This is a genomic window from Pseudoclavibacter caeni, from assembly GCF_008831125.1.
GTDB classification, from domain to species: Bacteria; Actinomycetota; Actinomycetes; order Actinomycetales; family Microbacteriaceae; genus Pseudoclavibacter_A; species Pseudoclavibacter_A caeni.
On the sequence record NZ_WBKA01000004.1, the window covers coordinates 101880 to 125121 of the forward strand.

The 23242-nt window shown below is 72.5% G+C and carries 18 protein-coding genes and 1 pseudogene; 13 read left to right on the forward strand and 6 right to left on the reverse strand.

Annotation, left to right across the window (positions count from 1 at the left end; translation table 11 throughout):
- Nucleotides 1-27: 27 nt before the first annotated feature.
- Nucleotides 28-1335 (reverse strand): class I SAM-dependent RNA methyltransferase, encoded by a 1308-nt coding sequence (locus tag F8O02_RS06310; RefSeq protein ID WP_225734148.1) that lies wholly within the window; start codon nt 1333-1335, stop codon nt 28-30.
- Between F8O02_RS06310 and F8O02_RS06315 the strand changes: the two genes are divergently transcribed.
- Both F8O02_RS06315 and F8O02_RS06320 read left to right on the forward strand, forming a co-directional pair.
- A complete protein-coding gene (locus tag F8O02_RS06315) occupies nt 1330-2028 on the forward strand; it encodes a Maf family protein (protein ID WP_158036404.1) in 699 nt (232 codons plus the stop codon). The two genes, F8O02_RS06310 and F8O02_RS06315, sit on opposite strands and share 6 nt — an antisense overlap.
- 124 nt (nt 2029-2152) lie before the next feature.
- Nucleotides 2153-3946, forward strand: a complete 1794-nt coding sequence (locus F8O02_RS06320; RefSeq protein WP_158036405.1) for an acetyl/propionyl/methylcrotonyl-CoA carboxylase subunit alpha — start codon at nt 2153-2155, stop codon at nt 3944-3946.
- A gap of 9 nt (nt 3947-3955) precedes the next feature.
- On the opposite strand, the gene F8O02_RS06325 is transcribed toward F8O02_RS06320, so the two are convergent.
- Together F8O02_RS06325 and F8O02_RS06330 are read right to left on the reverse strand one after the other, a co-directional pair.
- On the reverse strand, nt 3956-4981 hold the full coding sequence (locus F8O02_RS06325) for an LLM class flavin-dependent oxidoreductase (RefSeq protein WP_158036406.1): 1026 nt from the start codon (nt 4979-4981) through the stop codon (nt 3956-3958).
- A 181-nt stretch (nt 4982-5162) separates the two neighbouring features.
- The gene (locus F8O02_RS06330; protein ID WP_158036407.1) at nt 5163-6587 is read right to left on the reverse strand and encodes an NAD(P)H-quinone dehydrogenase; all 1425 of its coding nucleotides are present in this window, start codon (nt 6585-6587) and stop codon (nt 5163-5165) included.
- A gap of 40 nt (nt 6588-6627) precedes the next feature.
- Between F8O02_RS06330 and F8O02_RS06335 the strand changes: the two genes are divergently transcribed.
- Nucleotides 6628-7581: a purine-nucleoside phosphorylase gene (locus F8O02_RS06335; RefSeq protein WP_158036408.1), complete on the forward strand. Its 954-nt coding sequence runs from the start codon at nt 6628-6630 to the stop codon at nt 7579-7581.
- Nucleotides 7578-9311: a phospho-sugar mutase gene (locus F8O02_RS06340; protein WP_158036409.1), complete on the forward strand. Its 1734-nt coding sequence runs from the start codon at nt 7578-7580 to the stop codon at nt 9309-9311. The genes F8O02_RS06335 and F8O02_RS06340 overlap by 4 nt, the downstream gene beginning before the upstream one ends.
- A gap of 68 nt (nt 9312-9379) precedes the next feature.
- Here the strand turns inward: F8O02_RS06340 and F8O02_RS06345 are convergent, their stop codons facing one another.
- Together F8O02_RS06345 and F8O02_RS06350 are read right to left on the reverse strand one after the other, a co-directional pair.
- On the reverse strand, nt 9380-10522 hold the full coding sequence (locus F8O02_RS06345) for an adenosine deaminase (protein WP_225734149.1): 1143 nt from the start codon (nt 10520-10522) through the stop codon (nt 9380-9382).
- Nucleotides 10523-10548: 26 nt separating this feature from the next.
- Nucleotides 10549-11688, reverse strand: a complete 1140-nt coding sequence (locus F8O02_RS06350) for a mannose-1-phosphate guanylyltransferase (protein WP_158036410.1) — start codon at nt 11686-11688, stop codon at nt 10549-10551.
- 208 nt (nt 11689-11896) lie between these two features.
- On the opposite strand from F8O02_RS06350, the gene sdhC reads away from it, so the two are divergent.
- The 5 genes from sdhC to F8O02_RS06375 all read left to right on the forward strand — a co-directional run bounded on the left by sdhC (nt 11897) and on the right by F8O02_RS06375 (nt 16716).
- The gene (sdhC, locus tag F8O02_RS06355; protein WP_158036411.1) at nt 11897-12274 is read left to right on the forward strand and encodes a succinate dehydrogenase, cytochrome b556 subunit; all 378 of its coding nucleotides are present in this window, start codon (nt 11897-11899) and stop codon (nt 12272-12274) included.
- Between the two features lie 13 nt (nt 12275-12287).
- Nucleotides 12288-12743: a succinate dehydrogenase hydrophobic membrane anchor subunit gene (locus F8O02_RS06360; protein ID WP_158036412.1), complete on the forward strand. Its 456-nt coding sequence runs from the start codon at nt 12288-12290 to the stop codon at nt 12741-12743.
- 43 nt (nt 12744-12786) lie between these two features.
- Nucleotides 12787-14589, forward strand: a complete 1803-nt coding sequence (gene sdhA / locus F8O02_RS06365; protein WP_158036413.1) for a succinate dehydrogenase flavoprotein subunit — start codon at nt 12787-12789, stop codon at nt 14587-14589.
- A gap of 2 nt (nt 14590-14591) precedes the next feature.
- A complete protein-coding gene (locus F8O02_RS06370; protein WP_404821180.1) occupies nt 14592-15416 on the forward strand; it encodes a succinate dehydrogenase iron-sulfur subunit in 825 nt (274 codons plus the stop codon).
- An 88-nt stretch (nt 15417-15504) separates the two neighbouring features.
- Entirely contained in the window at nt 15505-16716 is a 1212-nt protein-coding gene (locus F8O02_RS06375; protein ID WP_158036414.1) for a YihY/virulence factor BrkB family protein, read from the forward strand.
- On the opposite strand, the gene F8O02_RS06380 is transcribed toward F8O02_RS06375, so the two are convergent.
- On the reverse strand, nt 16674-18326 hold the full coding sequence (locus tag F8O02_RS06380; protein ID WP_179416287.1) for an ABC1 kinase family protein: 1653 nt from the start codon (nt 18324-18326) through the stop codon (nt 16674-16676). The two genes, F8O02_RS06375 and F8O02_RS06380, sit on opposite strands and share 43 nt — an antisense overlap.
- A gap of 176 nt (nt 18327-18502) precedes the next feature.
- Between F8O02_RS06380 and F8O02_RS06385 the strand changes: the two genes are divergently transcribed.
- From F8O02_RS06385 to F8O02_RS06400, 4 genes and pseudogenes are all read left to right on the forward strand, one after another.
- Nucleotides 18503-19483, forward strand: coding sequence for an exodeoxyribonuclease III (locus F8O02_RS06385; RefSeq protein ID WP_158036416.1), 981 nt, complete (start codon nt 18503-18505; stop codon nt 19481-19483).
- Nucleotides 19473-20714 carry a bifunctional diaminohydroxyphosphoribosylaminopyrimidine deaminase/5-amino-6-(5-phosphoribosylamino)uracil reductase RibD gene (gene ribD, locus F8O02_RS06390; protein WP_325065436.1) on the forward strand — a complete coding sequence of 414 codons (1242 nt, stop codon included), beginning with the start codon at nt 19473-19475 and terminating at the stop codon, nt 20712-20714. The genes F8O02_RS06385 and ribD overlap by 11 nt, the downstream gene beginning before the upstream one ends.
- A gap of 50 nt (nt 20715-20764) precedes the next feature.
- Nucleotides 20765-21355: pseudogene (gene ribA / locus F8O02_RS06395) on the forward strand (GTP cyclohydrolase II); the annotation flags it as partial.
- A 317-nt stretch (nt 21356-21672) separates the two neighbouring features.
- On the forward strand, nt 21673-23160 hold the full coding sequence (locus tag F8O02_RS06400; protein WP_158036418.1) for an MFS transporter: 1488 nt from the start codon (nt 21673-21675) through the stop codon (nt 23158-23160).
- Nucleotides 23161-23242 lie beyond the last annotated feature (82 nt).

The following is a 23242-nucleotide window of genomic DNA, read 5'->3' on the forward strand; positions in this document are numbered from 1 at the left end:
TCCCCGGGCCGTCCGCTCACGGCGCAATCAGCGCACGAACGAGGCCACCGTCTCGAAGTGGTGGCTGTGCGGGAACAGGTCGAACGCGCGCAGGCGGTCGAGTCGCCACCCGGCGTCGACGAGCAGCCGGGCGTCCCGGACCAGCGCCACGGGATCGCAGGCGACATAGATCACCTGCGCGGGGGCGAGCCGCACGAGATCCGCGATCGCCCGACGGCCGGCGCCGGAGCGGGGCGGGTCGAGCACCACGAGCGAGCGGGCGTACATGCCCGCCGGGGCCTGCTGCGCCTCGCGGCGCAGGAACCGCTCGGCCGGCTCGCAGCGGGCATCGACCCGGCCGAGCGAGGCGGCGTTGCGGGCGGCTAGCTCGCTGGCGCGGGCGTCGGCCTCGACGGTGGTCACCGCGAGCCCGGCGCGGGCGAGCCACACGGCGAACAGCCCCACCCCACCGTAGAGGTCCAGGTGCGGGGCGTCGGCGTCGATGCGGTCGACGTCGACGAGCCCGGCGACCGTGTCGACGAGCGTGGCGGGCGCGTCCCGGTGCACCTGCCAGAACCCGGCCTCGTCGACGGCGAAGTCCACGCCGTGCACGCGGCGCAGGACGGTGCGGCCGCGCCCGCCGTCGACGATGACGCGGGCCCGGCCCGGGGCGTCGAACGGCGCGGCCTCGTCGATGACGAGCTGCACCCGCTCGTGCCCCGGCCAGGGGCGGCGGTGCGCGCCGAGCTCCTCGAGCTCGTCGACGGCCAGCGGCAGCCCGGCGACCGGGACGACCGTGTGGCTGCGGGCGGCATACGGCCCGCAGCGTCCCGCGTCGTCGACGTGCAGGGTCTCGCGGGTGCGCCAGCGGCGGCCCGGCCGGGCGGTGATGTCGAGACCGGGCCGGTCGGTCGCGTCCCGCCCCGCCTCGGCGCCCACCGGGGAGACGGCGAGGCGCCAGCCGGCGACCTCGGCGGCGTCGAACCGCCCGATGCGGGTCAGCGCGTCGGCGAGCACCGTCGCCTTGAGCTCGCGCTGCCGGGGCAGCGCGATGTGGCCGAAGTCGGCGCTGCCCGCCCGCTGTCCCGGGGCCCGGTCGATGCCGCCCTCGGGCAGCACGTGGGGGCGACGGTCCGGCGACGCCTCGAGCACCTCGAGGGCCACCGCGCGGGCGAAGCGCCGGCGCTCCTCGACGATGCGGGCGCGCACCCGCTCGCCCGGGATCGCGTCGGGGACGAAGACCACCCGACCCTCGTGGCGAGCGACGAACACGCCCTGGTGGGCGACGCCGGTAACATCGAGGTCGATCTCGCGGCCGTCGCCGCGATCGCTGATGGGAAGGTCTGGTTCATGCACGACACCGACTCTAGCCGCCCGGCCGCCGCCACTGTGCCGCTCGTGCTCGCCTCCACCTCGCCCGCGCGCCTCGCGACGCTGCGCGCCGCGGGGATCGAGCCGGAGCGGATCGCCAGTCACGTCGACGAGGACGCGGTCGGCCGCGCCCTGCCCGCGGGCGACCCCGCCACGCGCACGGCCCGGCTCGTGCAGGCGCTCGCCCGTGCGAAGGCCCGCGCGGTGCTCGCCGACGACGGCGCCCGGCGCACCGTCTCCGGCCGGCGGATGCGCGACATCGACGGCCTCGTGCTCGGCGGCGACTCGCTGTTCGAGCTCGACGGGGCGGCCCTCGGCAAGCCGCACACGCCCGAGGTCGCCCGCGAGCGCATCCGCCGCATGCGCGGGTGCACCGGGGCGCTGCACTCCGGTCACTGGCTCATCGCCTGGCGTGGCGGCCGCATCGTCGCCGAGGTGGGCGCCGTCGACCGTGCCGAGGTCGCCTTCGGCGACATCTCGGACGCCGAGATCGACGCGTACGTGGCCACCGGGGAGCCGCTGGAGGTGGCCGGCTCGTTCACCGTCGACGGGCTGGGGCAGGCGTTCATCACCGCGGTGTCGGGTGCGCCGAGCTGCGTGATCGGCCTCTCCGTGCCCGTGGTGCGACGGCTCGCCGGCGAGCTGGGCGTCGCCTGGCCCCGGCTCTGGAACCGCTGATCGGGTCCGCCCGACCTGCCCTGCCCGCGCGGCGGACATTGTGGGAGTGCGTGCAACCCCACCGCGGGTTTTTGTGGCGGGGTCACCACGGCCGCGCACGACGGCGCCCCTAGGGTGGAAAACTATGAGCACTGCGCCCCAGACCGTCACGCCCCGACGCATCACGAAGGTCCTCGTCGCCAACCGCGGCGAGATCGCCGTCCGGGTGATCCGGGCGGCGCGGGACGCGGGCATCGCCTCCGTGGCCGTGTACGCCGACCAGGACATCGACGCCGTGCACACCCGGCTCGCCGACGAGGCGTACGCGCTCGGCGGCGACAGCGCGGCCGACACCTACCTCTCCATCGAGAAGCTGCTGTCGGTGGCCCGCCGCGCCGGCGCCGACGCGGTGCACCCGGGCTACGGGTTCCTCTCCGAGAACGCCGACTTCGCCCAGGCCGTCATCGACGTGGGGCTGGTCTGGATCGGCCCCTCCCCGGCGGCGATCCGCGAGCTCGGCGACAAGGTCTCGGCACGACACATCGCCGAGCGGGTCGGCGCGCCGCTCGCCCCGGGCACGAGCGACCCGGTCGCCGGCGCGGACGAAGTGGTCGCCTTCGCCGAGCGGGTCGGCCTGCCCGTCGCGATCAAGGCGGCCTTCGGCGGCGGCGGCCGGGGCCTGAAGGTCGCGCACACGCTGGACGAGATCCCGACCCTCTACGACTCCGCGACCCGCGAGGCGATCGCCGCGTTCGGACGGGGCGAGTGCTTCGTGGAGAAGTTCCTGCAGCGTCCCCGGCACGTGGAGACCCAGTGCCTCGCCGACGCGCACGGCAACGTCGTCGTGGTGAGCACCCGCGACTGCTCGCTGCAGCGGCGCAACCAGAAGCTCGTCGAGGAGGCCCCCGCCCCCTTCCTCACCGACGACCAGCACGACCGGCTCGTGCGCGCCTCGAAGGCGATCCTGCGCGAGGCCGGCTACACGGGGGCGGGCACCTGCGAGTTCCTGATCGGTCAGGACGGCACGGTGTCGTTCCTCGAGGTCAACACCCGCCTGCAGGTCGAGCACCCGGTCTCCGAGCAGGTGACCGGCATCGACCTCGTGCGCGAGCAGTTCCGCATCGCCGAGGGCGGCGTGCTCGACTACCCCGACCCCGTGCCGGTCGGCCACGCCTTCGAGTTCCGCATCAACGGCGAGGATCCGGGCAACCACTTCCTGCCCGCGCCGGGGCGCATCGCCACCTACCACGAGTGCGGCGGGCCCGGCGTGCGCGTCGACTCCGGCGTGCAGGCCGGCGACGTCGTCTCCGGCGCGTTCGACTCGCTGCTGGCGAAGGTCATCATCACCGGCGCCGACCGGCAGCAGGCGCTCGAGCGCAGCCGGCGGGCGCTGGCCGAGTTCGAGATCACCGGGCTCGCCACCGCGCTGCCCTTCCACCGGGCGGTCGTCGACGAGCCGGACTTCGTCGCCGCCGACGGCGACCTGCGCGTGCACACCACGTGGATCGAGAACGACTTCGACAACCGCATCCCCGCCTGGAGCGGCACGCCGGACGCCGACGACTCCGTGTTCGCCGCGCGCAGCGCCGTCGTGCTCGAGGTCGACGGCCGCCGCATCGAGGTGACGGTGCCGGACGTGCTCGTCAAGGGCGACTGGGGCACGGCGAGCCGGCCCGCCCCGCGCCGCCGGGTGCATCCGCAGGACGTCGCCGGCAGCGGGTCGGGCACGGCCACCACCCCGATGCAGGCGAGCGTCGTCAAGGTCGCCGTGACCGAGGGCCAGCACGTGCTCGAGGGCGACCTGCTCGTCGTGCTCGAGGCGATGAAGATGGAGCAGCCGATCACCGCCGAGCGGGCCGGGATCGTCCGCGATCTCGACGCCCCGCTCGGCGAGACGGTGCCCGCCGGGCACGTGCTGCTGCGCGTCGCCGACGAGTGACGCGGGTCGTCACCGCCAGCCGACCCCCGGGGCGACGTCCTCGAGCACGCCGCGCAGCAGATGGACGTTGTACTCCACGCCCAGCGTGCTCGGCACGGTGAGCATGAGCGTGTCGGCCTCCGCGATCGCCTCGTCGTCGGCGAGCTGCTCGACGAGCCGGTCGGGCTCGTCGGCGTAGCTGCGCCCGAACCGGGCGACCGTGTGGTCGTCGATGAACCCGACGGTGTCCTGGCTGTCGTTGCGGTTGGCCCAGAGCCGGCGGTCCAGGTCGGTGGTGATCGGCATGATGCTGCGACTGACGGACACGCGGGGCTCCCACGCCCAGCCGGCCTCGCGCCACGCCGCCCGGAAGCGGCGGATCTGCTCGGCCTGCAGCACGTGCAGCGGCACGCCGGTGTCCTCGGTCAGCAGCGTCGAGCTCATCAGGTTCATGCCCTGAGCCGCCGTCCACTCGGCGGTGCGGCGGCTGCCGGCACCCCACCAGATCCGGCGGCGCAGCCCGGGCGTCTGCGGCTCCACGCCGAGCAGGCCACCCGGGTTCGGGAACATGGGGTGCGGGCTCGGCTCGGCGAACCGCTCCCCGTCGATCGCCGTGAGGAATCGTGCCGTGGCCTCCCGGGCCATCCGGGCGCCGTCGGGGTCGTCCGGCTCGGGCACGTGGCCGAAGTGCCGGAAGCCGTCGACGACCTGCTCAGGGGACCCCCGGCTCACGCCGAGCTGCAGGCGGCCGGCGGCGATCAGGTCGGCCGCTGCGGCATCCTCGGCCATGTGCCGGGGGTTCTCGTAGCGCATGTCGATCACGCCCGTGCCGATCTCGATGCGGGTCGTGGTGGCGCCGATCGCCGCGAGCAGCGGGAACGGGGAGCCGAGCTGCCGGGCGAAGTGGTGCACGCGGAAGAAGGCGCCGTCGACGCCGATCTCCTCGGCCGTCTGCGCGAGCTCGATCGACTGGCGCAGGGCGTCACCGCCAGTGCGCACGGGAGAGTACGGGGAGTCCTGCCAGTGGCCGAACGAGAGGAATGCGATCCGCTTCATGTGTCGCTGCAACCATTGCCGCGGCATGGGCATTCCCGGCGACACACCGTCGGAGACCGCCGCTGCCGAGCCGTCGTCAGGAACCGCATCCGAGCCCCGCACGCCCGCCCCCACCGCGACGTGCGGCCCGTGCCCCGACGAGGTCGACGGTGCCACCTGCCTGGGCGGCGCAGGCCCGCCGTCAGCCCTTCAGCATGTGCAGCGCTCGGGCCGCATCGGTGATCGCCCCGGTCAGCGACGGATAGACCGCGAACGCGTTGGCCACCTGGTCGACGGTCAGCCGCTGCTCGACGGCGAGCGCGAGCGGGAAGATGAGCTCGCTGGCCTTTGGCGCGACGACGACGCCGCCGATGACGGTGCCCGACTGCGTGCGCGCGAAGAGCTTCACGAAGCCGTCGGTGATGTTCTGCATCTTCGCCCGGGGGTTCTCCTCGAGCGGGTACTTGTAGATGACGCCCTGCGCGAGGCCCTCCTCGATCTGCGACTGCGTCCAGCCGACCGAGGCGATCTCCGGGGAGGTGAAGATGTTGGAGGCGACGTTGCGCAGTTTGATCGGCTGCGCGGCGTCCCCGAGCGCGTGGTAGACGGCCGTGCGTCCCTGCATGTTCGCCACGCTCGCCAGCGGGAAGAAGTCGGTGCAGTCACCGGCCGCGTAGATCTCTGGCACCGAGGTGCGCGCCACCCGGTTGACCTTGATGTGCCCGTTCGCCGTGGTCTGCACGCGCGCGCCCTCGAGGCCGAGCCCCGCGGTGTTCGGGATCGACCCGACGGCCATCAGGCAGTGGCTGCCGACGACGGTGGTGCCGTCGGAGAGGGTCACCACGACCTCGTCGCCCTCGCGCACGACGCTCTCGGCGCGCGACTTCGACAGCACGTGCATCCCCTCGCGCAGGAAGACCTCCTCGATCACCCGCGCGGCGTCCTCGTCCTGCCCGGGCAGCACCCGGTCGCGGCTCGAGATGAGCGTCACCTCGCTGCCGAGGTGGCGAAACGCGCTGGCGAACTCGGCGCCGGTGACGCCGGAGCCGACGACGATGAGGTGCTCGGGCAGCTGCTCCAAGTGGTACAGCTGGGTCCACGTGAGGATGCGCTCCCCGTCGGGCATGGCGCTGGGCAGCTTGCGCGGGTGGGCGCCGACGCTGACCACCGTGGTGTCGGCGTGGAACTCGGCGACCTCGCCGTTGCCGAGATCCGCGGCCACCGCGTGGTGGTTGAGCAGCCGGCCGGTGCCCTCGACGATGCGCACGCCCTGCTTCTCGAGCGTCGCGGCCATGTCGAGGCTCTGCTGGCGGGCGAGCTCGAGCAGTCGGCGGTTGACGGTGCCAAGATCGATGCGGTAGTCGGGGGTGATCACCTCGTCGGTGCCCGGGGCGAGGATCTCGACGCCGAGCCGCTGGGCGTTCGCCGCCTGCGTGGCCGCCTCGGCCACCGCGATGAGCGCCTTCGACGGGACGACGTCGGTGAGCACCGCGGAGCCGCCGACCCCGTTGCGCTCGATGAGCGTCACGTTCGCCCCGAGCTGGGCGCCCGTGAGCGCCGCCTCGTATCCGCCCGGACCGCCGCCGATGACCACCAGATCGTGCCTGTCACCGAACTCGTATGCCATCCGTGCTCTCCTTCGCGAGGCGTCTTCTATCGTTATCAGTATGGCAGCTTCCCCCGACTCCCTCGAACCGACCGCGAGCGCCCCGACCTCACCCGCCGCGGACGCCCCGGTACCCGTCCCCCGGACGCCCGACGCCCCGGCCACGCCCGCCCCGCCCGCGGCGGGCGCGACCGACGATGGGGCCGCGCTGGCCCGGGCCGCCGCCGACCGCATCCGCCGGGCTGCCGGCGTCGACCGCGTGGCCGCGGCCGTGGTGCTCGGCTCCGGCTGGGGCGCCGCCGCGTCGCGCCTCGGCGAGACGCTCGTCACCCTCGACGCCGGCGACGTGCCCGGCTTCCACGCCTCGGGCGTGCCCGGGCACGCGGGGACGCTCGCCGTCTCCCGCCTCGCCGACGGCCGCGTCCTGCTGCAGATCGCCGCCCGCACCCACCTGTATGAGGGGCGTGGCGTGGACGCCGTGGTGCACGGGGTGCGCACGGCGGCCGCGCTCGGCGCCCGCACGCTCGTGCTCACGAACGGCTGCGGCAGCACGACCCCCCGGCTGCGCCCCGGCACGCCGGTGCTCATCGCCGATCACATCAACCTCACAGGGATCTCGCCACTGTGCGGCCCCAGGTTCGTGTCGATGTCAGACGCCTACGCGCCCCGGCTGCGCGCGCTCGCCCGCGAGGTCCGCCCGGAGCTGCCCGAGGGCGTGTACGCGCAGTTCCGCGGCCCCCAGTACGAGACCCCCGCCGAGGTGCGCATGGCCCGCGCACTCGGCGCCGACCTGGTGGGCATGTCCACCGCGCTCGAGACCGTCGCGGCTCGCGCCCTGGGACTCGACGTCCTAGGCTTGTCGCTGGTGACCAACGCCGCCGCCGGCTGCGCGCCGGCCGAGGACGCGTCGGGCGAGGCCGCGCCGCTGAGTCACGCCGAGGTACTGGCCACCGGCCGGAACGCCGCGCCGATGCTGGCCGAACTGCTCGCCGACCTGATGGAGAAGATCGCATGACCGCTGAGAACACCGCGCCGAACGCCGCGAGCGAGGAGCTCGCCGCGCTCCTCGACCGAGCCCGCGCCTGGCGCGACCAGGACCCGGACCCGGTCACGTCCAAGCAGCTGGACCTCGCCGTCGAGGCCGCGACCGCCGGGGACGTCGACGCCGTCGCCGAACTGCACCGCGCGTTCGACCGCCGCATCGCCTTCGGCACCGCCGGCCTCCGCGGCGAGATGGGCCCGGGGCCCGCGCGGATGAACCGGGTGCTCGTCGCCCAGGCCGCCGCGGGGCTCGCCTCCTATCTCGTCGAGCACGCCGACGGGGCGCGCCCCACGCTCGTGATCGGCTATGACGGTCGCCACAACAGTGCGGTGTTCGCCCGCGACACCGCGGAGCTCGCCCAGGCCGCCGGCGTCGACGCGCTGCTGCTGCCCCGCGCGCTGCCGACCCCGGTGACCGCCTTCGTGCTGCGGCACCTCGACGCCTCGGCCGCCGTGATGGTCACCGCGAGCCACAACCCGGGCCGAGACAACGGCTACAAGGTGTACCTCGGCGGCATCGACGCCGGCTCGCAGATCATCAGCCCCGCCGACCGACTCATCGCCGCGCACATCGACCAGATCTCCCGCGACTTCACCGTCGACCAGCTGCCCCGCTCCCAGGCCTACCGGGTGCTCGGCGAGGACGTGATCGACGCGTACGTCGACCGCACGGCCCAGGCGGTGGCGGCCCGCGCGCCGCAGGTCGACCCCGCGGGGCTCACCTTCGTCTACACGGCCATGCACGGCGTGGGCTGGGAGGTCGCCCAGCGGCTGTTCGCCCGGCTGGGGCTGCCGGAGCCGGTGATCGTGCCCGAGCAGATCAGCCCCGACCCGGACTTCCCCACCACGCCGTTCCCGAACCCCGAGGAGCCCGGCGCGATGGATCTCGCCTTCGCCCGGGCCCGGGAGGTGCACGCCGATCTGGTCATCGCCAACGACCCGGACGCCGACCGGCTCGCCGTCGGCATCCCGGACGCGACGAGCGAGGCCGGGTGGCGCCGCCTGACCGGCAACGAGGTGGGCTGGCTGCTCGGCGAGCTCATCGCCGCCGGACACACCCCGGGCGAGCCCGGGGCGATCGCGAACTCGCTCGTCTCCAGCCCGCTCATCGGCCACATCGCCGAGGCCCACGGCGTCACCCACGTCGAGACCCTCACCGGCTTCAAGTACGTCAACCGCGTGCCCGACCTCATCTTCGGCTACGAGGAGGCGCTCGGCTACCTGGTCGACCCGGAGCTCGTGCGCGACAAGGACGGCGTCTCCGCCGCGGGGCTGTTCCTGCTGCTGGCCGCCCGACTGCGCGGCGAGGGCCGCACGGTCGCCGACGCGCTGGACGACATCGCCACCCGCTACGGTGCCGCGGCGAGCGACCAGGTCGCGATCCGCGTGGCCGACGTGGCGACGATCGCGCAGGCGACCGCCGAGCTGCGCGCGCACCCGCTCACCGAGATCGCGGGCGTCGCCGTGACCGCGTCGGACGACCTCGCCGAGGGCATCGACGGGCTGCCCCCGGCGGACATCCTCCGCTACCGGCTCGCCGACGGCTCGCGCGTGATCGTGCGCCCCTCCGGCACCGAGCCGAAGCTGAAGATCTACCTCGACGTCGCCACCGACGACGCCGACCCCGCCCGCGCCCGCGAGCGCAACGCCGGTCGGCTCGCCGCCCTGGCCGCCTGGTGGCGGGAGCGGATGCGGCTCGACTGACGTCGCCGGCACGGCACGGACCGTCCGGCGGCGTGTGCCCGCGCCCCGCCGGACGCCGCCGGTGTTCCTCAGCCCTGTCGCGCCCGGTCGAACCCAGCGAGCACGCGATCGGCGAGCTCCTGCCGCTCGGGGGCGGGGAGGAACGCGCCTTCGACCGCGTTGAGGGCGAGCACCGCGAGATCGTCGACCCCGTAGTCGAAGGCTTCGGCGACCCGGGCCCACTCCTCGGAGAGGGTCGTGCCCGACTGCAGCCGGTTGTCGACGTTGACGGTCACGGGGAAGTCCAGCTGGTAGAACAGGTCGAGCGGGTGGTCGGTCAGATCGCCGGTGAGGGCGCCGGTCTGCAGATTCGACGACGGACACATCTCGAGCACGATCCCCCGGTCGCGCACCCAGCCGGCGACGTCGCCGATCTCCGCGACCGTCGTGCCATCGGCGTCCTCGACCAGGTCGACGTCCTCGGTGAGCCGGGTGCCGTGCCCGAGCCGCAGGGCTCGGCCGTCGACGAGCGCCGAGACGATCGAGTCGAGGCCGTCCGCCTCGCCCGCATGCAGCGTGACCGGCATGAACTCGGCGGCGAGCAGGTCGAGGGCCGCTCGATGGTCCGAGGGAGGGAACCCGAGCTCGGGGCCGGCCAGATCGAAGCCGACCACGCCGTCCTCACGATGCCGCAGCGCCAGCTCGGCGATGTCAAGGGAGCGGTCGTTCTGCCGCAGCGCGGTGAGCAGCTGCACGGCCTCGATCCGCGCCCCGAAGGCGGTCGCCGCGCGCATGCCCTGCTCGAGCCCGCTGGCCACCGCCTCGACCGCCTCGTCGAGGGAGAGCCCCTGGGCCAGGTGCTGCTCCGGCGCCCAGCGCGCCTCGACGTACACGACGCCGTCGTCGACCGAGTCCTCGACGAACTCGCGGGCGACCCGCTCGAGCGCCTCGGCGGTCTGCATCACCGCGACGGTCTGGTCGAAGGTCTTCAGATAGGTCGGCAGGTCGCCGGAGCCGGCGGACGCCACGAACCACTCCCCGAGCGCCTCCGGCTCGTCGCGCGGGGTCTCCAGACCGGCCTCGTCGGCGAGCTCGAGGATCGTCTCCGGGCGCAGCCCGCCGTCGAGGTGGTCGTGCAGGCTCACCTTGGGCAGCGTGACGAGGTCGACGCCCTCCAGAGTGAGATCGAGATCGTCGTCAGGCGCCGCGGCGCCGGTCATCTGGTCGCTCATGGGGCCATGCTAGCCGAGCGGCGGGGTCACAGCAGGTCCTCGTTGCCGGTCTGCCGCACCATGTTCACCATCTCCTTGACCCGCTGCGCGTGCGCGCCGGTGGTGATCATCAGCACGTCGTCGGTGTCCACCACGACCAGATCCTCGACGCCGATGATCGCGATCAGCCGGTCGGTCTCGCTGACGAGCACGCCGGTGCTCGACTCGGAGAGCACGCTCGCCTCTCCGAGGATCGCGAGGTTGCCGGGATTGCGCTTGCGCACCTGGCGGGCAACCGCGGCGAAGTCACCCACGTCGTCCCAGTCGAAGGTGCCGGGGATCACGGCCACGTCCCCCTCGGCGGCGACCGGCTCGGCGATCGCGTAGTCGATCGCGACCTTCTTGAGCGTCGGCCACACCCGCGCGCGCTCCGCGTCGCGCTCGTCGGTCCCCCACGCGTCGGCGATCCGGGCGATGCCGGCGGCGAGCTCCGGCTCCTGACGCTCCAGCCAGCCGAGCAGGTCGGCGGCCCGGGCGACGAACATGCCCGCGTTCCACAGGTACTCGCCGCTGTCGACGTAGCGGCGTGCGACCGCGGCCTTCGGCTTCTCCACGAACGCGGTGACGGCCCGCGCCCGGGCCGGCAGCCCCGCGGCGCCGGCGGGGTCGAGCGGCTCGCCGACGTGGATGTAGCCGAACCCGGTCGCCGGCGACGTCGGGGTGATGCCGATGGTCACCAGCCGCCCCGTGGCGGCCACGGCGACCGCGTCGCGCACGACGGCGCGGAACTCAGGCTCGTCGCCGATGAAGTGGTCGGCCGGGAAGGAGGCCACGATCGCCTCCGGGTCACGGCGGACGATGAGCGCCGCGGCGAGGCAGATGGCCGCGGTGGAGTCGCGTGGCTCGCTCTCGAGCACGAGGTTGCGCTCCGGCAGCTCAGGCAGCTGCGCCATGACCCCCGCGCGGTGCGCCTCGCCGGTGACGACGATGATGCGGTCCTCACCTGTCAGCGGCACGATCCGCTCCCAGGTGGAGCGGATCAGGGAGCGGCCGGCGCCGGTCAGGTCGAGCAGGAACTTCGGCTCGCGCGCCCGCGAGAGCGGCCACAGCCGGGACCCCACCCCGCCGGCCGGGATGATCGCGTGGAGATGGGACAGCTGCTCTGGGGTCGCGGTGCGGGATGCCATGCGGTTCAGGCTATCAGCGATGCCGCGTCGTGGCCGGCTCCGCACCCCTGTCGGACGCCTGTCGGAGAACCCCCCGCGCGGCCGCGCCCCGGACCCCGCACATTAGGCATCCCTAAGTGATACCGCGCGAGAGGCGGGGGATACACTGACTGCAACACAGGAGACGTCGGCGGAGTCACGCGGCGTCATCAACCAAGGAGGGTTGTTCGTGGCAGCGAAAACAGCCGGCACTCTGTACCGCGGGCGCGAGGGCATGTGGTCCTGGGTGTTCCACCGCATCACCGGCGTGGCGATCTTCTTCTTCCTGCTGGTGCACATTCTCGACACCGCACTGATCCGGCTCTCGCCGGAGGCGTACAACGCGGTGATCGGCACCTACAAGAACCCGATCATGGGACTGGGTGAGACGGCGCTGGTCGCCGCGATCCTCTTCCACGCGCTCAACGGTCTGCGGGTCATCCTCATCGACTTCTGGTCGAAGGGCACCAAGTACCAGCGCGCGATGTTCTGGATCGTGATGTTCCTGTGGCTCGTGCTGTTCGCCGGGTTCGCCATCCAGCATCTGTCGAACGTATTCGGGCTGTAGGAAGGACAGAGAGATGACGGTCACCATCGAGAAGCCGAACCGCAAGAATCCGACCCGCTACACCCGCGCCCCGCACAAGCGCTCCAACCGCGAGAAGTTCGCGTGGCTGTTCATGCGCGGCTCCGGCGTGCTGCTGGTCGTGCTCATCTTCGGGCACCTCTACTTCAACCTCCTCACCGGCGAGGGCATCCACCAGATCGACTGGGGCTTCGTCGCCGGCAAGCTGTCGAGCCCGTTCTGGCAGGTCTGGGACGTGCTGATGCTGTGGCTCGCGCTGCTGCACGGCGCCAACGGCATGCGCACGGTCGTCAACGATTACGTCGAGCGTCAGGGCGTCGCCAAGGGCCTGCGCATCGCGATCTTCGCGACCGCCGGCGTGCTCATCATCCTGGGCACGTGGGTCGTGTTCGGGTTCGATCCCTGCAGCTACCCGGACGCCGGCTCGTTCGCCGAGATCTGCCGGGCCTGAGTCGGGCGCCAACCACTAGTCGAAGGTGATGAGAGACTGAAGAATGACTGAGACCAGCACGACGACCAACGGGTCGTACACCGTCCACCACCACGAGTACGACGTGGTGATCGTCGGCGCCGGCGGCGCCGGTATGCGCGCCGCCATCGAGGCGGCGCCGCACGCGCACACCGCGGTGATCAGCAAGCTCTACCCGACCCGCTCCCACACCGGTGCGGCGCAGGGCGGCATGGCCGCCGCCCTGTCCAACCTGGAGGAGGACTCCTGGGAGTGGCACACGTACGACACCGTCAAGGGCGGTGACTTCCTCGCCGATCAGGACGCCGTCGAGATCCTCACCAAAGAGGCCATCGACGCGGTGATCGACCTGGAGAACATGGGGCTGCCGTTCAACCGCACCGAGGACGGCCACATCGCCCAGCGTCGCTTCGGCGGCCACACCCGCGAGCACGGCAAGGCCCCGGTCCGCCGCTCCTGCTACGCCGCGGACCGCACCGGCCACATGATCCTCCAGACGCTGTACCAGAACTGCGTGAAGCACAAGGTCGAGTTCTTCAACGAGTACTACGCGCTGGACCTCGTGATGACCGATGTCGACGGCGAGCAGCGCCCCTCGGGCGTCGTCGCCTACGAGCTGGCGACCGGCGAGATCCACGTGTTCCACGCCAAATCGATCGTGTTCGCCACCGGCGGTTTCGGCAAGATGTTCAAGACGACGTCCAACGCGCACACGCTGACCGGCGACGGCGTCGGCATCATCTGGCGCAAGGGCCTGCCGCTGGAGGACATCGAGTTCTTCCAGTTCCACCCGACCGGCCTCGCCGGCCTCGGCATCCTCCTCACCGAGGGCGCCCGAGGCGAGGGCGCGATCCTGCGCAACTGCAACGGCGAGCGCTTCATGGAGCGCTACGCCCCGACGATCAAGGACCTCGCCCCGCGTGACATCGTGGCCCGCTCGATCGTCCAGGAGGTGCAGGAGGGCCGCGGCGCCGGACCGAACAAGGACTACGTCTACCTCGACTGCACCCATCTGGGCGCCGAGGTGCTCGAGACGAAGCTGCCGGACATCACCGAGTTCGCCCGCACATACCTGGGCGTCGACCCGGTGACGCAGCCGGTGCCCGTCTACCCCACCGCGCACTACGCGATGGGGGGCATCCCGACGAACAACAACGCCGAGGTGCTGCGCAACGCGAAGGACACCGTCCCCGGCCTGTACGCCGCCGGTGAGTGCGCCTGCGTCTCCGTGCACGGCGCGAACCGCCTCGGCACCAACTCACTGCTCGACATCAACGTCTTCGGCAAGCGCGCCGGCCGCCAGGCCGTGAAGTACGCGCGCACCAGCGAGTTCGTCCCGCTGCCGGAGGCTCCCGAGCAGGGTGTGATCGACATGCTCGAGCACGTGCGCAACAACACCGGCAGCGAGTCCATCGCGCAGATCCGCAAGGAGCTGCAGGAGACGATGGACACCAACGCGCAGGTGTTCCGCACCGAGGAGACCCTCCAGCAGGCGGCGAAGGACGTGCGCGCGCTGCGCCTGCGGTACAAGCATGCGAGCATCCACGACCACGGGCACCGGTTCAACACCGACCTGCTCGAGGCGGTCGAGCTGGGCTTCCTGCTCGATCTGGCCGAGGTGCTCATCACCGCGGCCCGCAACCGCAAGGAGAGCCGCGGCGGCCACATGCGCGACGACTACCCGAAGCGCGACGACGCCAAGTACCTCAAGCACACGATGGCCTACCTGACCGGCGACCCGATGAGCGGTGACCCCGGCGATCACATCACCCTGGGCTGGAAGCCCGTCGTGATCACCCGGTACGAGCCGAAAGAGAGGAAGTACTGATCATGTCGAGTGTCACCACCGACGATGTGATGTCCAAGGCGCACGCCGAGTCGTACGACGCCGCGGCCGCCGATCGCTCCAAGCACGCCCCGAGCGCCCATGACGCCTCGGTCAAGCCCTTCAGGGTCACCTTCATCATCCGCCGGTTCGACCCGGAGGTCGACGAGGAGCCGCACTGGGTCGACTACGACGTGGACATGTACGCCACCGACCGCGTGCTCGACGCGCTGTTCAAGATCAAGGCCGACCAGGACGGGTCGCTGACGTTCCGCCGCTCGTGCGCGCACGGCATCTGCGGGTCCGACGCGATGCGCATCAACGGGCGGAACCGCCTGGCCTGCAAGACGCTGATCAAGGATCTCGACATCGACAAGCCCGTCTACGTCGAGGCGATTAAGGGCCTGCCGCTCGAGAAGGACCTCATGGTCGACCTGGACCCGTTCTTCCAGGCGTACCGCGACGTCCAGCCGTTCCTGCAGGCGAACTCGGAGCCCCCGGAGGGCCGCGAGCGGCTGCAGTCGATCAAGGATCGAGCGATCTACGACGACACCACGAAGTGCATCCTGTGCGCCTGCTGCACGACGAGCTGCCCGGTGTTCTGGACCGACGGCCAGTACTTTGGCCCGGCGGCGATCGTCAACGCGCACCGGTTCATCTTCGACTCGCGCGACGACGCCTCGCAGGTGCGTCTCGACATCCTCAACGACAAGGAGGGCGTGTGGCGCTGCCGCACGACCTTCAACTGCACCGACGCCTGCCCGCGCGGCATCCAGGTCACCAAGGCAATCGCGGAGGTCAAGCAGGCGATCGTCCGCGGGCACCGCTGATCCCGCGACACGCGCGCGACGAGGGCGCGTCCGGCAGTCACCGCCAGGTGACTCGACCGGACGCGCCCTCGTCGCGTATGGTGCCAGCATGAGCGAGCGGCCGCGTCCCCTGCCCCTGCTGCGGGCCCTCGTCGGCTGGGCGATGCAGACCCGGCCGGCCCGGGCGCTGACGCTGTACCGCGGCAAGGGCGGCCCCGTGCTCGCCGCCGGCATGAGCTACAGCGCCCTGTTCGCCGCGTTCGCTGGCCTGTGGACGCTGTTCAGCGTCGTCGGCCTGCTGCTCGCCCGCGACCGCACCGTGTGGGACGCGCTCGTCGCCTACATCGCCGAGAGCGTCCCCGGCCTCGTCGACACCGGCGCCGGCGGCGCGATCACACCCGAGGCGCTCGACGGCGTGCCCGGCACGCTCTCCTGGACGGGCGCGATCGCCCTCGTCTCGCTGCTCGTCACCCTGTTCGGCTGGCTCGACGCGGCCCGCACCGGCGTGCGCGCCCTGTTCGGCCGGGACCCCCTGCCCGCCCAGCCCCTGCTCGGCCACCTGCGCGACCTCGCGGTGCTCGTTGGGTTCGGCGTGGTCGTCGTGCTGTCCGCGCTGCTCTCGGCGGCGAACAGCCGGCTCGGCACGCTCGTCGCCGCCTGGCTCGGCCTGGACGATCGCGGCCCCGTCGCCGACCTCCTCGTGCGCGCGGGCAGCGTCCTGCTCTCGGTCGCCCTCGACGCCCTGGTGCTCGTCATCATCTTCCGTGTGCTCGCACGCATCACGGTGCCGGTGCGACGGATGCTGCCCACGGTGCTCGGCGGCGCGGTCGCCACCACGGCGCTCAAGCTCGCCGGCGGCCTGCTCGTCGGGCGCACGGGGAACCCGCTGCTCGCCTCGTTCGTGACGATCGTGGGCCTGCTCGTCTGGTTCAATCTGCTCAGCCAGGTGACGCTCGTCACCGCGGCCTGGCTGGCGGTGTCGATCTCCGACCACGAGGATCCCCGGGACCTCGACCTGTGGGGGCACGCCCGGCTGCCGCAGGTGCTGCGCGACCCGGCGACCCCGCCCCGGGCGCTCCCGGTGCAGGTGCCCGACAGCGCCATCGAGACGGCGCCGCCCGATCCGGCGAGCCGGACGGCGGCGCCGGAGGTCGCGCCGGCCGACGCCTCCGCCAGTGGTCCCGCCGACGCCTCCGCCGACGACGCGGTCCATCCGACGTCGCCCGGAACAGCGGACGTCGTCACCCCGCCCGCGGAGGAGACGGCCGCCCCGGCGGCTCAGTCCTCGAGTCGGCGGGGCCGCGACGACACCGCGAGATAGCCGCTGAGGGCGCCGCCCGCGACGACCCCGAGGGCGAGCATCGGCGCCGTCCACCGGCGCAGCCTGGGCATGCCCTGCACGAGCGGGACCATCCCCTGCAGCACCGCCGCGGCGAGCATGCCGGCGACCATCCGATTGCCGAGCCGCTCGGCCCGGCCGACGAGCGGCTCGAGCTCGGTTACCGGGACCTGCACGCGCATCCCGTCGCTGGCGATCTGCTTGAGCAGCCGGCGCAGCATCGCCGGGCCCTCGACGCCGAGCCAGGCGGCGTCGACCCCGGCCCGGGCCGCCCGACGCGCGACGTGGCGCGGGTCGAGCCGGCGCTCGAGGATCTGCTGCGCGTACGGCTGGAACAGGGCGATCATGCTGAAGTCGGGGTCGAGCCGGCGGCCGAGCCCCTCCGCCTGGAAGACGAGCTTGGCGAGCAGGTCGAACGCGCCGGGCAGGCGCAGGTGGTGGCGGCGCATCAGCGCGAGCATCCGCCGGCCGACCCGGCTGACCTCCACCCGGGCCAGGGAGCTGCTGCGCACCGTGTCGAGCAGGTCGCCGAGCGACCGCTCGAGCGACTGCCGGTCCGGCGACTGCGACGACTCGGCGACCTCGAGCACCGCGTCAGTGAGCCGCTCGGCGTCACCGGCGACAAAGGCGAGGATCAGATCGTCGAGCTGCTCGGCCATCCCCTCGGTCACCCGGCCGACCATGCCGAAGTCGATGAGCGTGATCGACCCGTCATCCTGCACGAACAGGTTGCCCGGGTGCGGGTCGGCGTGGAAGAACCGGTGCACGACGACCATCTCGACCAGCGTCGTCGCAGCCAGTCGGGCGAGCCGCCGCCGGTCGACGCGGTGCCGGTCGAGCCCCTCGATGTCGTCGACGCGCAGCCCGCGCACCCGGTCGAGGGTGAGCACGGCGCCGGTGCTGAAGCGGGGGTGCACGCGGGGGATGTGGATGCGGGGCTCGTCGCGATACATGTCGGCGAAGCGGCGGGCGTTGGCCGCCTCCTTGCGGTAGTCGAGCTCGTCGAGGGTGGTGGCGGAGAACTGCTCGACGAACGGCAGCAGGCCGAGCTGGTGGGCCTTCGCCGAGCTGCGGTCGGCCTCCTCGACGAGGTGGCGCATCAGACGCAGGTCTGCCTTCACCTGGGCGACGGCGCCGGGGCGACGCACCTTCACGACGACCTCGTCGCCGCCCTTCATGCGCGCCGCGTGTGCCTGCCCGATCGACGCGCAGGCCAGGGGCTGCTCATCGAACCGGGCGAACAGCTCCTCCGGGGGGCGGCCGAGTTCGGCGACGATCGTGCGCCGGATCTCCTCGTACGGCGCCGGCGGGGTGTGATCCTGCAGCCGGGCCAGTGCTGCGGCGACCTCCGGCGGGACGAGGTCCTCGCGCGTCGACAGCAGCTGACCGAGCTTGATGTAGGTGGGGCCGAGCTCCTCCAGCGTGCTCGCGAGATCCTCACCGAGGCTGTGGACGCCACCCGGCTGCACCTTCGCGCGCACCTCGGCGAGCAGCCCGGAGTCGAGGCCGAGCAGATCGGCGATCCGGGTGAGGCCGTGGCGGGTCAGCGCGACGGCGACCCTCCGATAGCGGTCGAGATCCTCGTTGGGCATGGGCGCGTCCTCTCGTCGTGCGGCAGCGGCGTGGAGCATGCGCCGCACCCCCACCCTACGGCCGCCCGGGCGGCCACGCGCGGCGGACGCCGGGGCGGCGACGAACGCCGCACACCGGGTGTCCCGCAGGACACCTGCAGGGATGCGACGGAGTGCGAGCCTCTACAATCGGCGACATGAGCACCAGCGCCCCCGTCGTCCCCGACACCCTCGGCGAGCAGGTCATCGCCCCGCCGCCGACGGACGAGCAGCCCCGCCCCCGCCCCGGGGTGAACGCACAGGCGGCGCGCACCCGGTCGAGCGTCGAGATCACGCCGTCCAGCGACCTGCTGCGCGTGGCGACCGTGAACGTCAACGGCGTGCGCGCGGCCTTCCGCAAGGGCATCGGCGACTGGATCGAGCGGGCTCGCCCCGACGTGCTCGCGCTGCAGGAGGTGCGCGCCTCGGGCGAGCAGCTGCGGGCGCTGCTGCCCGGCTGGCACATCGCCGACGACGTCTGCTCGCAGAAGGGGCGGGCAGGGGTGGCCGTGGCCTCGCGCGTGCCGATCGCTGACCTGCGCACCGCGATCGGGCCGGATGACCTCGACGCGTCCGGCCGCTGGCTCGAGGTCGATCTCGAGGGGGTGCCGCTGACGGTCGTGAGCGCCTACGCGCACTCAGGCGAGGTCGGCACGCCGAAGCAGGTGGAGAAGTACCGCATGCTCGAGGCGATGAGCGCGCGGCTGGCCGGCCTGCGCGACGAGCGCGCGCAGGCCCTTCTCGTCGGCGACCTGAACGTGTGTCACACGCCCATCGACATCCGCAACTGGCGGGCGAACCTCAAGCGGGCCGGGTTCCTGCCGGAGGAGCGCGCCTGGCTCGACCACTGGTTCGGCGACCCCGACCGGGCGTACGCCCGCGTCGACGGGGCGCCGATCGGCCCGGGGCTCGGCTGGGTCGACCTCGGCCGGGCCGCGGCCGGGGAGCTGCCCGGCCCGTACACCTGGTGGTCGTGGCGGGGACAGGCCTTCGACAACGACGCCGGCTGGCGCATCGACTACCAGGCCGCCACCCCGCGGCTCGCCCGGCACGCCGTGCATTACTTCGTCGATCGCCCCGACACCTACGAGCATCGCTTCACCGACCACTGCCCCGTCGTGGTGGACTATGCGCTCTGAGCCACGCCCGCCGGCCGACGGCCCCGCGCCCGAGACGGCCGGGGACGCGACCCCCGGCGACCGCGGACGTGCTGCCCCGGCCCCGATCGCCCGCGAGCGCCTCGAGGACGCGATGCGCCGCGCGATCGTCCTCGCCCGGCGCGGCCCGCGCACCGGCGGCAACCCCCGAGTCGGCTGCGTGCTGCTCGCCCCGGACGGCACCACGCTGTCGGAGGGATGGCACCGGGGCGCCGGCACCCCGCACGCCGAGATCGACGCGCTCTCGCACCTGCCCGCCGGCGGCGCCCGCGGGGCGACCGCGGTGGTCACGCTCGAGCCCTGCAACCACTGGGGACGCACCGGTCCCTGCAGCCACGCGCTGGTGGACGCCGGCGTCGCCCGGGTCGTGTACGCGATCGACGACCCGGGCGGCGTGTCCGCTCACGGGGCCCGCTATCTCGTCGCGCACGGGGTCGCGGTGACCGCCGGGGTGCTCGCCGCGGAGGCGGAGGCACTCGACCATGAATGGCTCGTCGCGATGCGGCGCGGCCGGCCCTGGACGATCGCGAAGCTCGCGATGTCGCTCGATGGCCGCGGCGCGGCCGCCGACGGCAGCTCGCAGTGGATCACCTCCCCCGCCTCCCGGGCGCACGCGCACCGGATGCGGGCCGACGTCGACGGCATCCTCGTCGGCCTCGGCACCGTCCTCCAGGACGACCCGTCGCTCACCGCCCGGGACGAGCACGGCGCCCTGCTGCCCCATCAGCCCGTGCCCGTGGTGCTCGGGCATCCGGCGCAGGTGCCGGCGGATGCCCGGATCCGGCGAACGCATCCCGGCGGGGTGCTCACCGCGGACGTGCCGCGGGGGCTGTTCGCCTCGGCCGGCCGAGGCGGGACCGCCCAGCGCGAGGCGGGCGGGAGCGGAGCCACACGGCACGAAGCCGACCCGGCCGGCGCGGCGGATGCGGGCCAGCGGCGTCTGCGGGCCGTGCTCGCCCGCCTGTTCGCCCCGCCGCACGACATGCGGCTCGTGCTCGTCGAGGGCGGCCCGCGCACGACCACGGCGTTCCTCACCGCGGGCCTCGTCGACGAGGTGCACGCGTATCTGGCGCCCCGGCTGATCGGCGGCCCGCGCACCGTGGTCGGTGACATCGGCGTCACATCCATTGACGCCGCACGTGAACTGACTACGCTGGAGATCACGCGTCTGGGCCCGGACATCCTCTGGCGCGCCCGAGTGGAGGAGCAGTGACCGACGTGACCAGCACAGACGGCCCGGCCGCGGACGCCGCACGGCCCGACCGCGTCGAGTTCATCGTCGAGACCCGCATCCCCACCGAGCACGGCACGTTCCGCGTGCGCGGCTACCGGGATCTGGCCACCGGCGCCGATCACCTGGCCATCGTCTCGACCGCCCCGATCGGCGACCCCCCGCTCGTGCGCGTGCACTCGGAGTGCCTGACCGGCGAAGTGCTCGGATCGCTCAAGTGCGAGTGCGGCCCGCAGCTGCACGCGGCCCTCGACCGCATCGACGCCGACGGCGGCGTCGTCATCTACCTGCGCGGGCACGAGGGGCGCGGCATCGGCCTGCTCGAGAAGCTGCGCGCGTACCGACTGCAGGAGGACGGCCTCGACACCGTCGACGCCAACCGCGCCCTGGGGCACGCCGACGACGAGCGGGAGTACGGGGCCGCGGCCGCGGTCCTCGCCGATCTCGGCATCGACCGGGTGCGGCTGATGACGAACAATCCCCTCAAGCGCCAGGACCTGGAGCGGCATGGCATCGCCGTCACCGAGCTCGTGCCGATCGTGGTCGGCGAGAACGCCGCCAATCAGGCGTACCTCGAGACGAAGCGCGACCGGATGGGGCACCTGCTGCCGGCCGACCTCTGACGCGACGGGACGCGTCCGCAGCCAATGGCGCATCGCGGGGTCGGCGGCCGCCCGCAGATGCCCTCTGGGCGGCCGCCGACCCGTTGCCTGACGTCGCGGTTCGCGAACAGATGTCCACGAGATGCTTGCAGCGACATGCGAACGGCTCTACCATGGGCGTTTGTCGCGCCACAAGCGCGATTGCACAGTGACCGCACAGCCGAATCCGACCGCGCGGTCCGTCCCCACCTCTTCCGCGTCTCATGAGGATGCTCCGGGCGCCCGTGGCCGGTCCACGTCCGCTCTCCATCCCCTCACCAATCCGGAGCAAGCAATACATGTCCAGCACAGCAGCGGCGCCGAGCGGCGCCGCGTCGAGTCCGAAACCGGCGAATCCTACCTCTCGCGTGGTGCTCGCCAGCCTCATCGGCACGACCATCGAGTTCTACGACTTCTACGTCTACGCGACCGCCGCAGCGCTCGTCTTCCCGAAGCTCTTCTTCCCGACCGGCAACGACACCATCGCCCTGATCTCGTCGTTCGCCGTCTTCGGCGCGGCGATGATCGCCCGCCCGATCGGCGCCCTCGTCTTCGGCCACCTCGGTGACCGGCGCGGCCGCAAGACGACGCTGATCTGGAGCCTGCTCACCATGGGCATCGCGACGTTCATCATCGGCCTGCTGCCCACGTATGAGAACATCGGCATCACCGCGGCCGTGCTGCTGCTCGTGCTGCGTCTCACCCAGGGCTTCGCGCTCGGCGGCGAGTGGTCCGGCGCGGCCCTGGTCGCCACGGAGAACGCCCCGAAGGGCAAGCGCGCCTGGTTCGGCACTTTCCCGCAGGTCGGCGCCCCGATCGGGTTCATCATCGCCAACGGCCTGTTCCTGATCATCAACCTGGCCCTGCCGCACGAGAGCGGCGACCGCACGCTCATGTCCGACGCGTTCCTCTCCTGGGGCTGGCGCATCCCGTTCCTGTTCAGCGCCGTGATGGTCGTCATCGGCCTGTGGGTGCGCATGCGGCTGGTCGAGTCCGAGAGCTTCACCCGGGTGAAGAAGGAGGGCAAGGTCAAGAAGCTGCCGCTCGGCGAGGTGCTGCGCAAGAACTGGTGGGAGCTCATCCTGGGCACGTTCGCGATGCTCGCCACCTACGTGCTGTTCTACCTGATGACCGCGTTCACCCTGACATACGGCACGAAGGCCGCCGACGTCGACTCGGCTGCGAAGGCCGCGGAGAAGGCCGGCAAGGCGTTCGACCCGAGCACGTTCTACCCGGGCCTCGGCTTCGGCTACAACGACTTCGTGCTGATGATGATCATCGGCGTGCTCTTCTTCGGCGCGTTCACCCTGCTCTCCGGCCCGATCGCCGACCGCATCGGCCGCAGGAAGACGCTGGTGTGGGTCACCGTCGCCATCACGGTGTTCGGCCTGCTCTTCCAGGTGTTCCTCATGCCGCAGACCGACCCGAAGTTCACCGGCGCGCTCGCGCAGGGCTTCCTGGTGATCGGCTTCACCCTGATGGGCATCACCTTCGGCCCGATGGGCGCGTTCCTGCCCGAGCTGTACCCGACCGAGACGCGCTACACCGGCTCGGCCATCGCCTACAACATCAGCTCGATCCTCGGCGCCGCGCTCGCACCGATCATCGCCGTGTGGCTGTGGGCGAAGGGCGACGGCAACCCGGTCTGGGTCGGCGTATACCTGTCGATCAGCGCCGTGCTCACACTCGTTGCGCTGCTGCTCAGCCCCGAGACGATGGACGTCGACCTCGACGAGGTTGGCGAGGAGGAGGTCGAAGCCGAGGCGGATCCCGCCCCGCTCGTCTAGTCCTCGCATCCCCAGACGTGGGCCGACACACCGTCGGCCCGCACGCGCGCGACGCAGTGGGGAGGTCGCGCGCAGAGCCCCG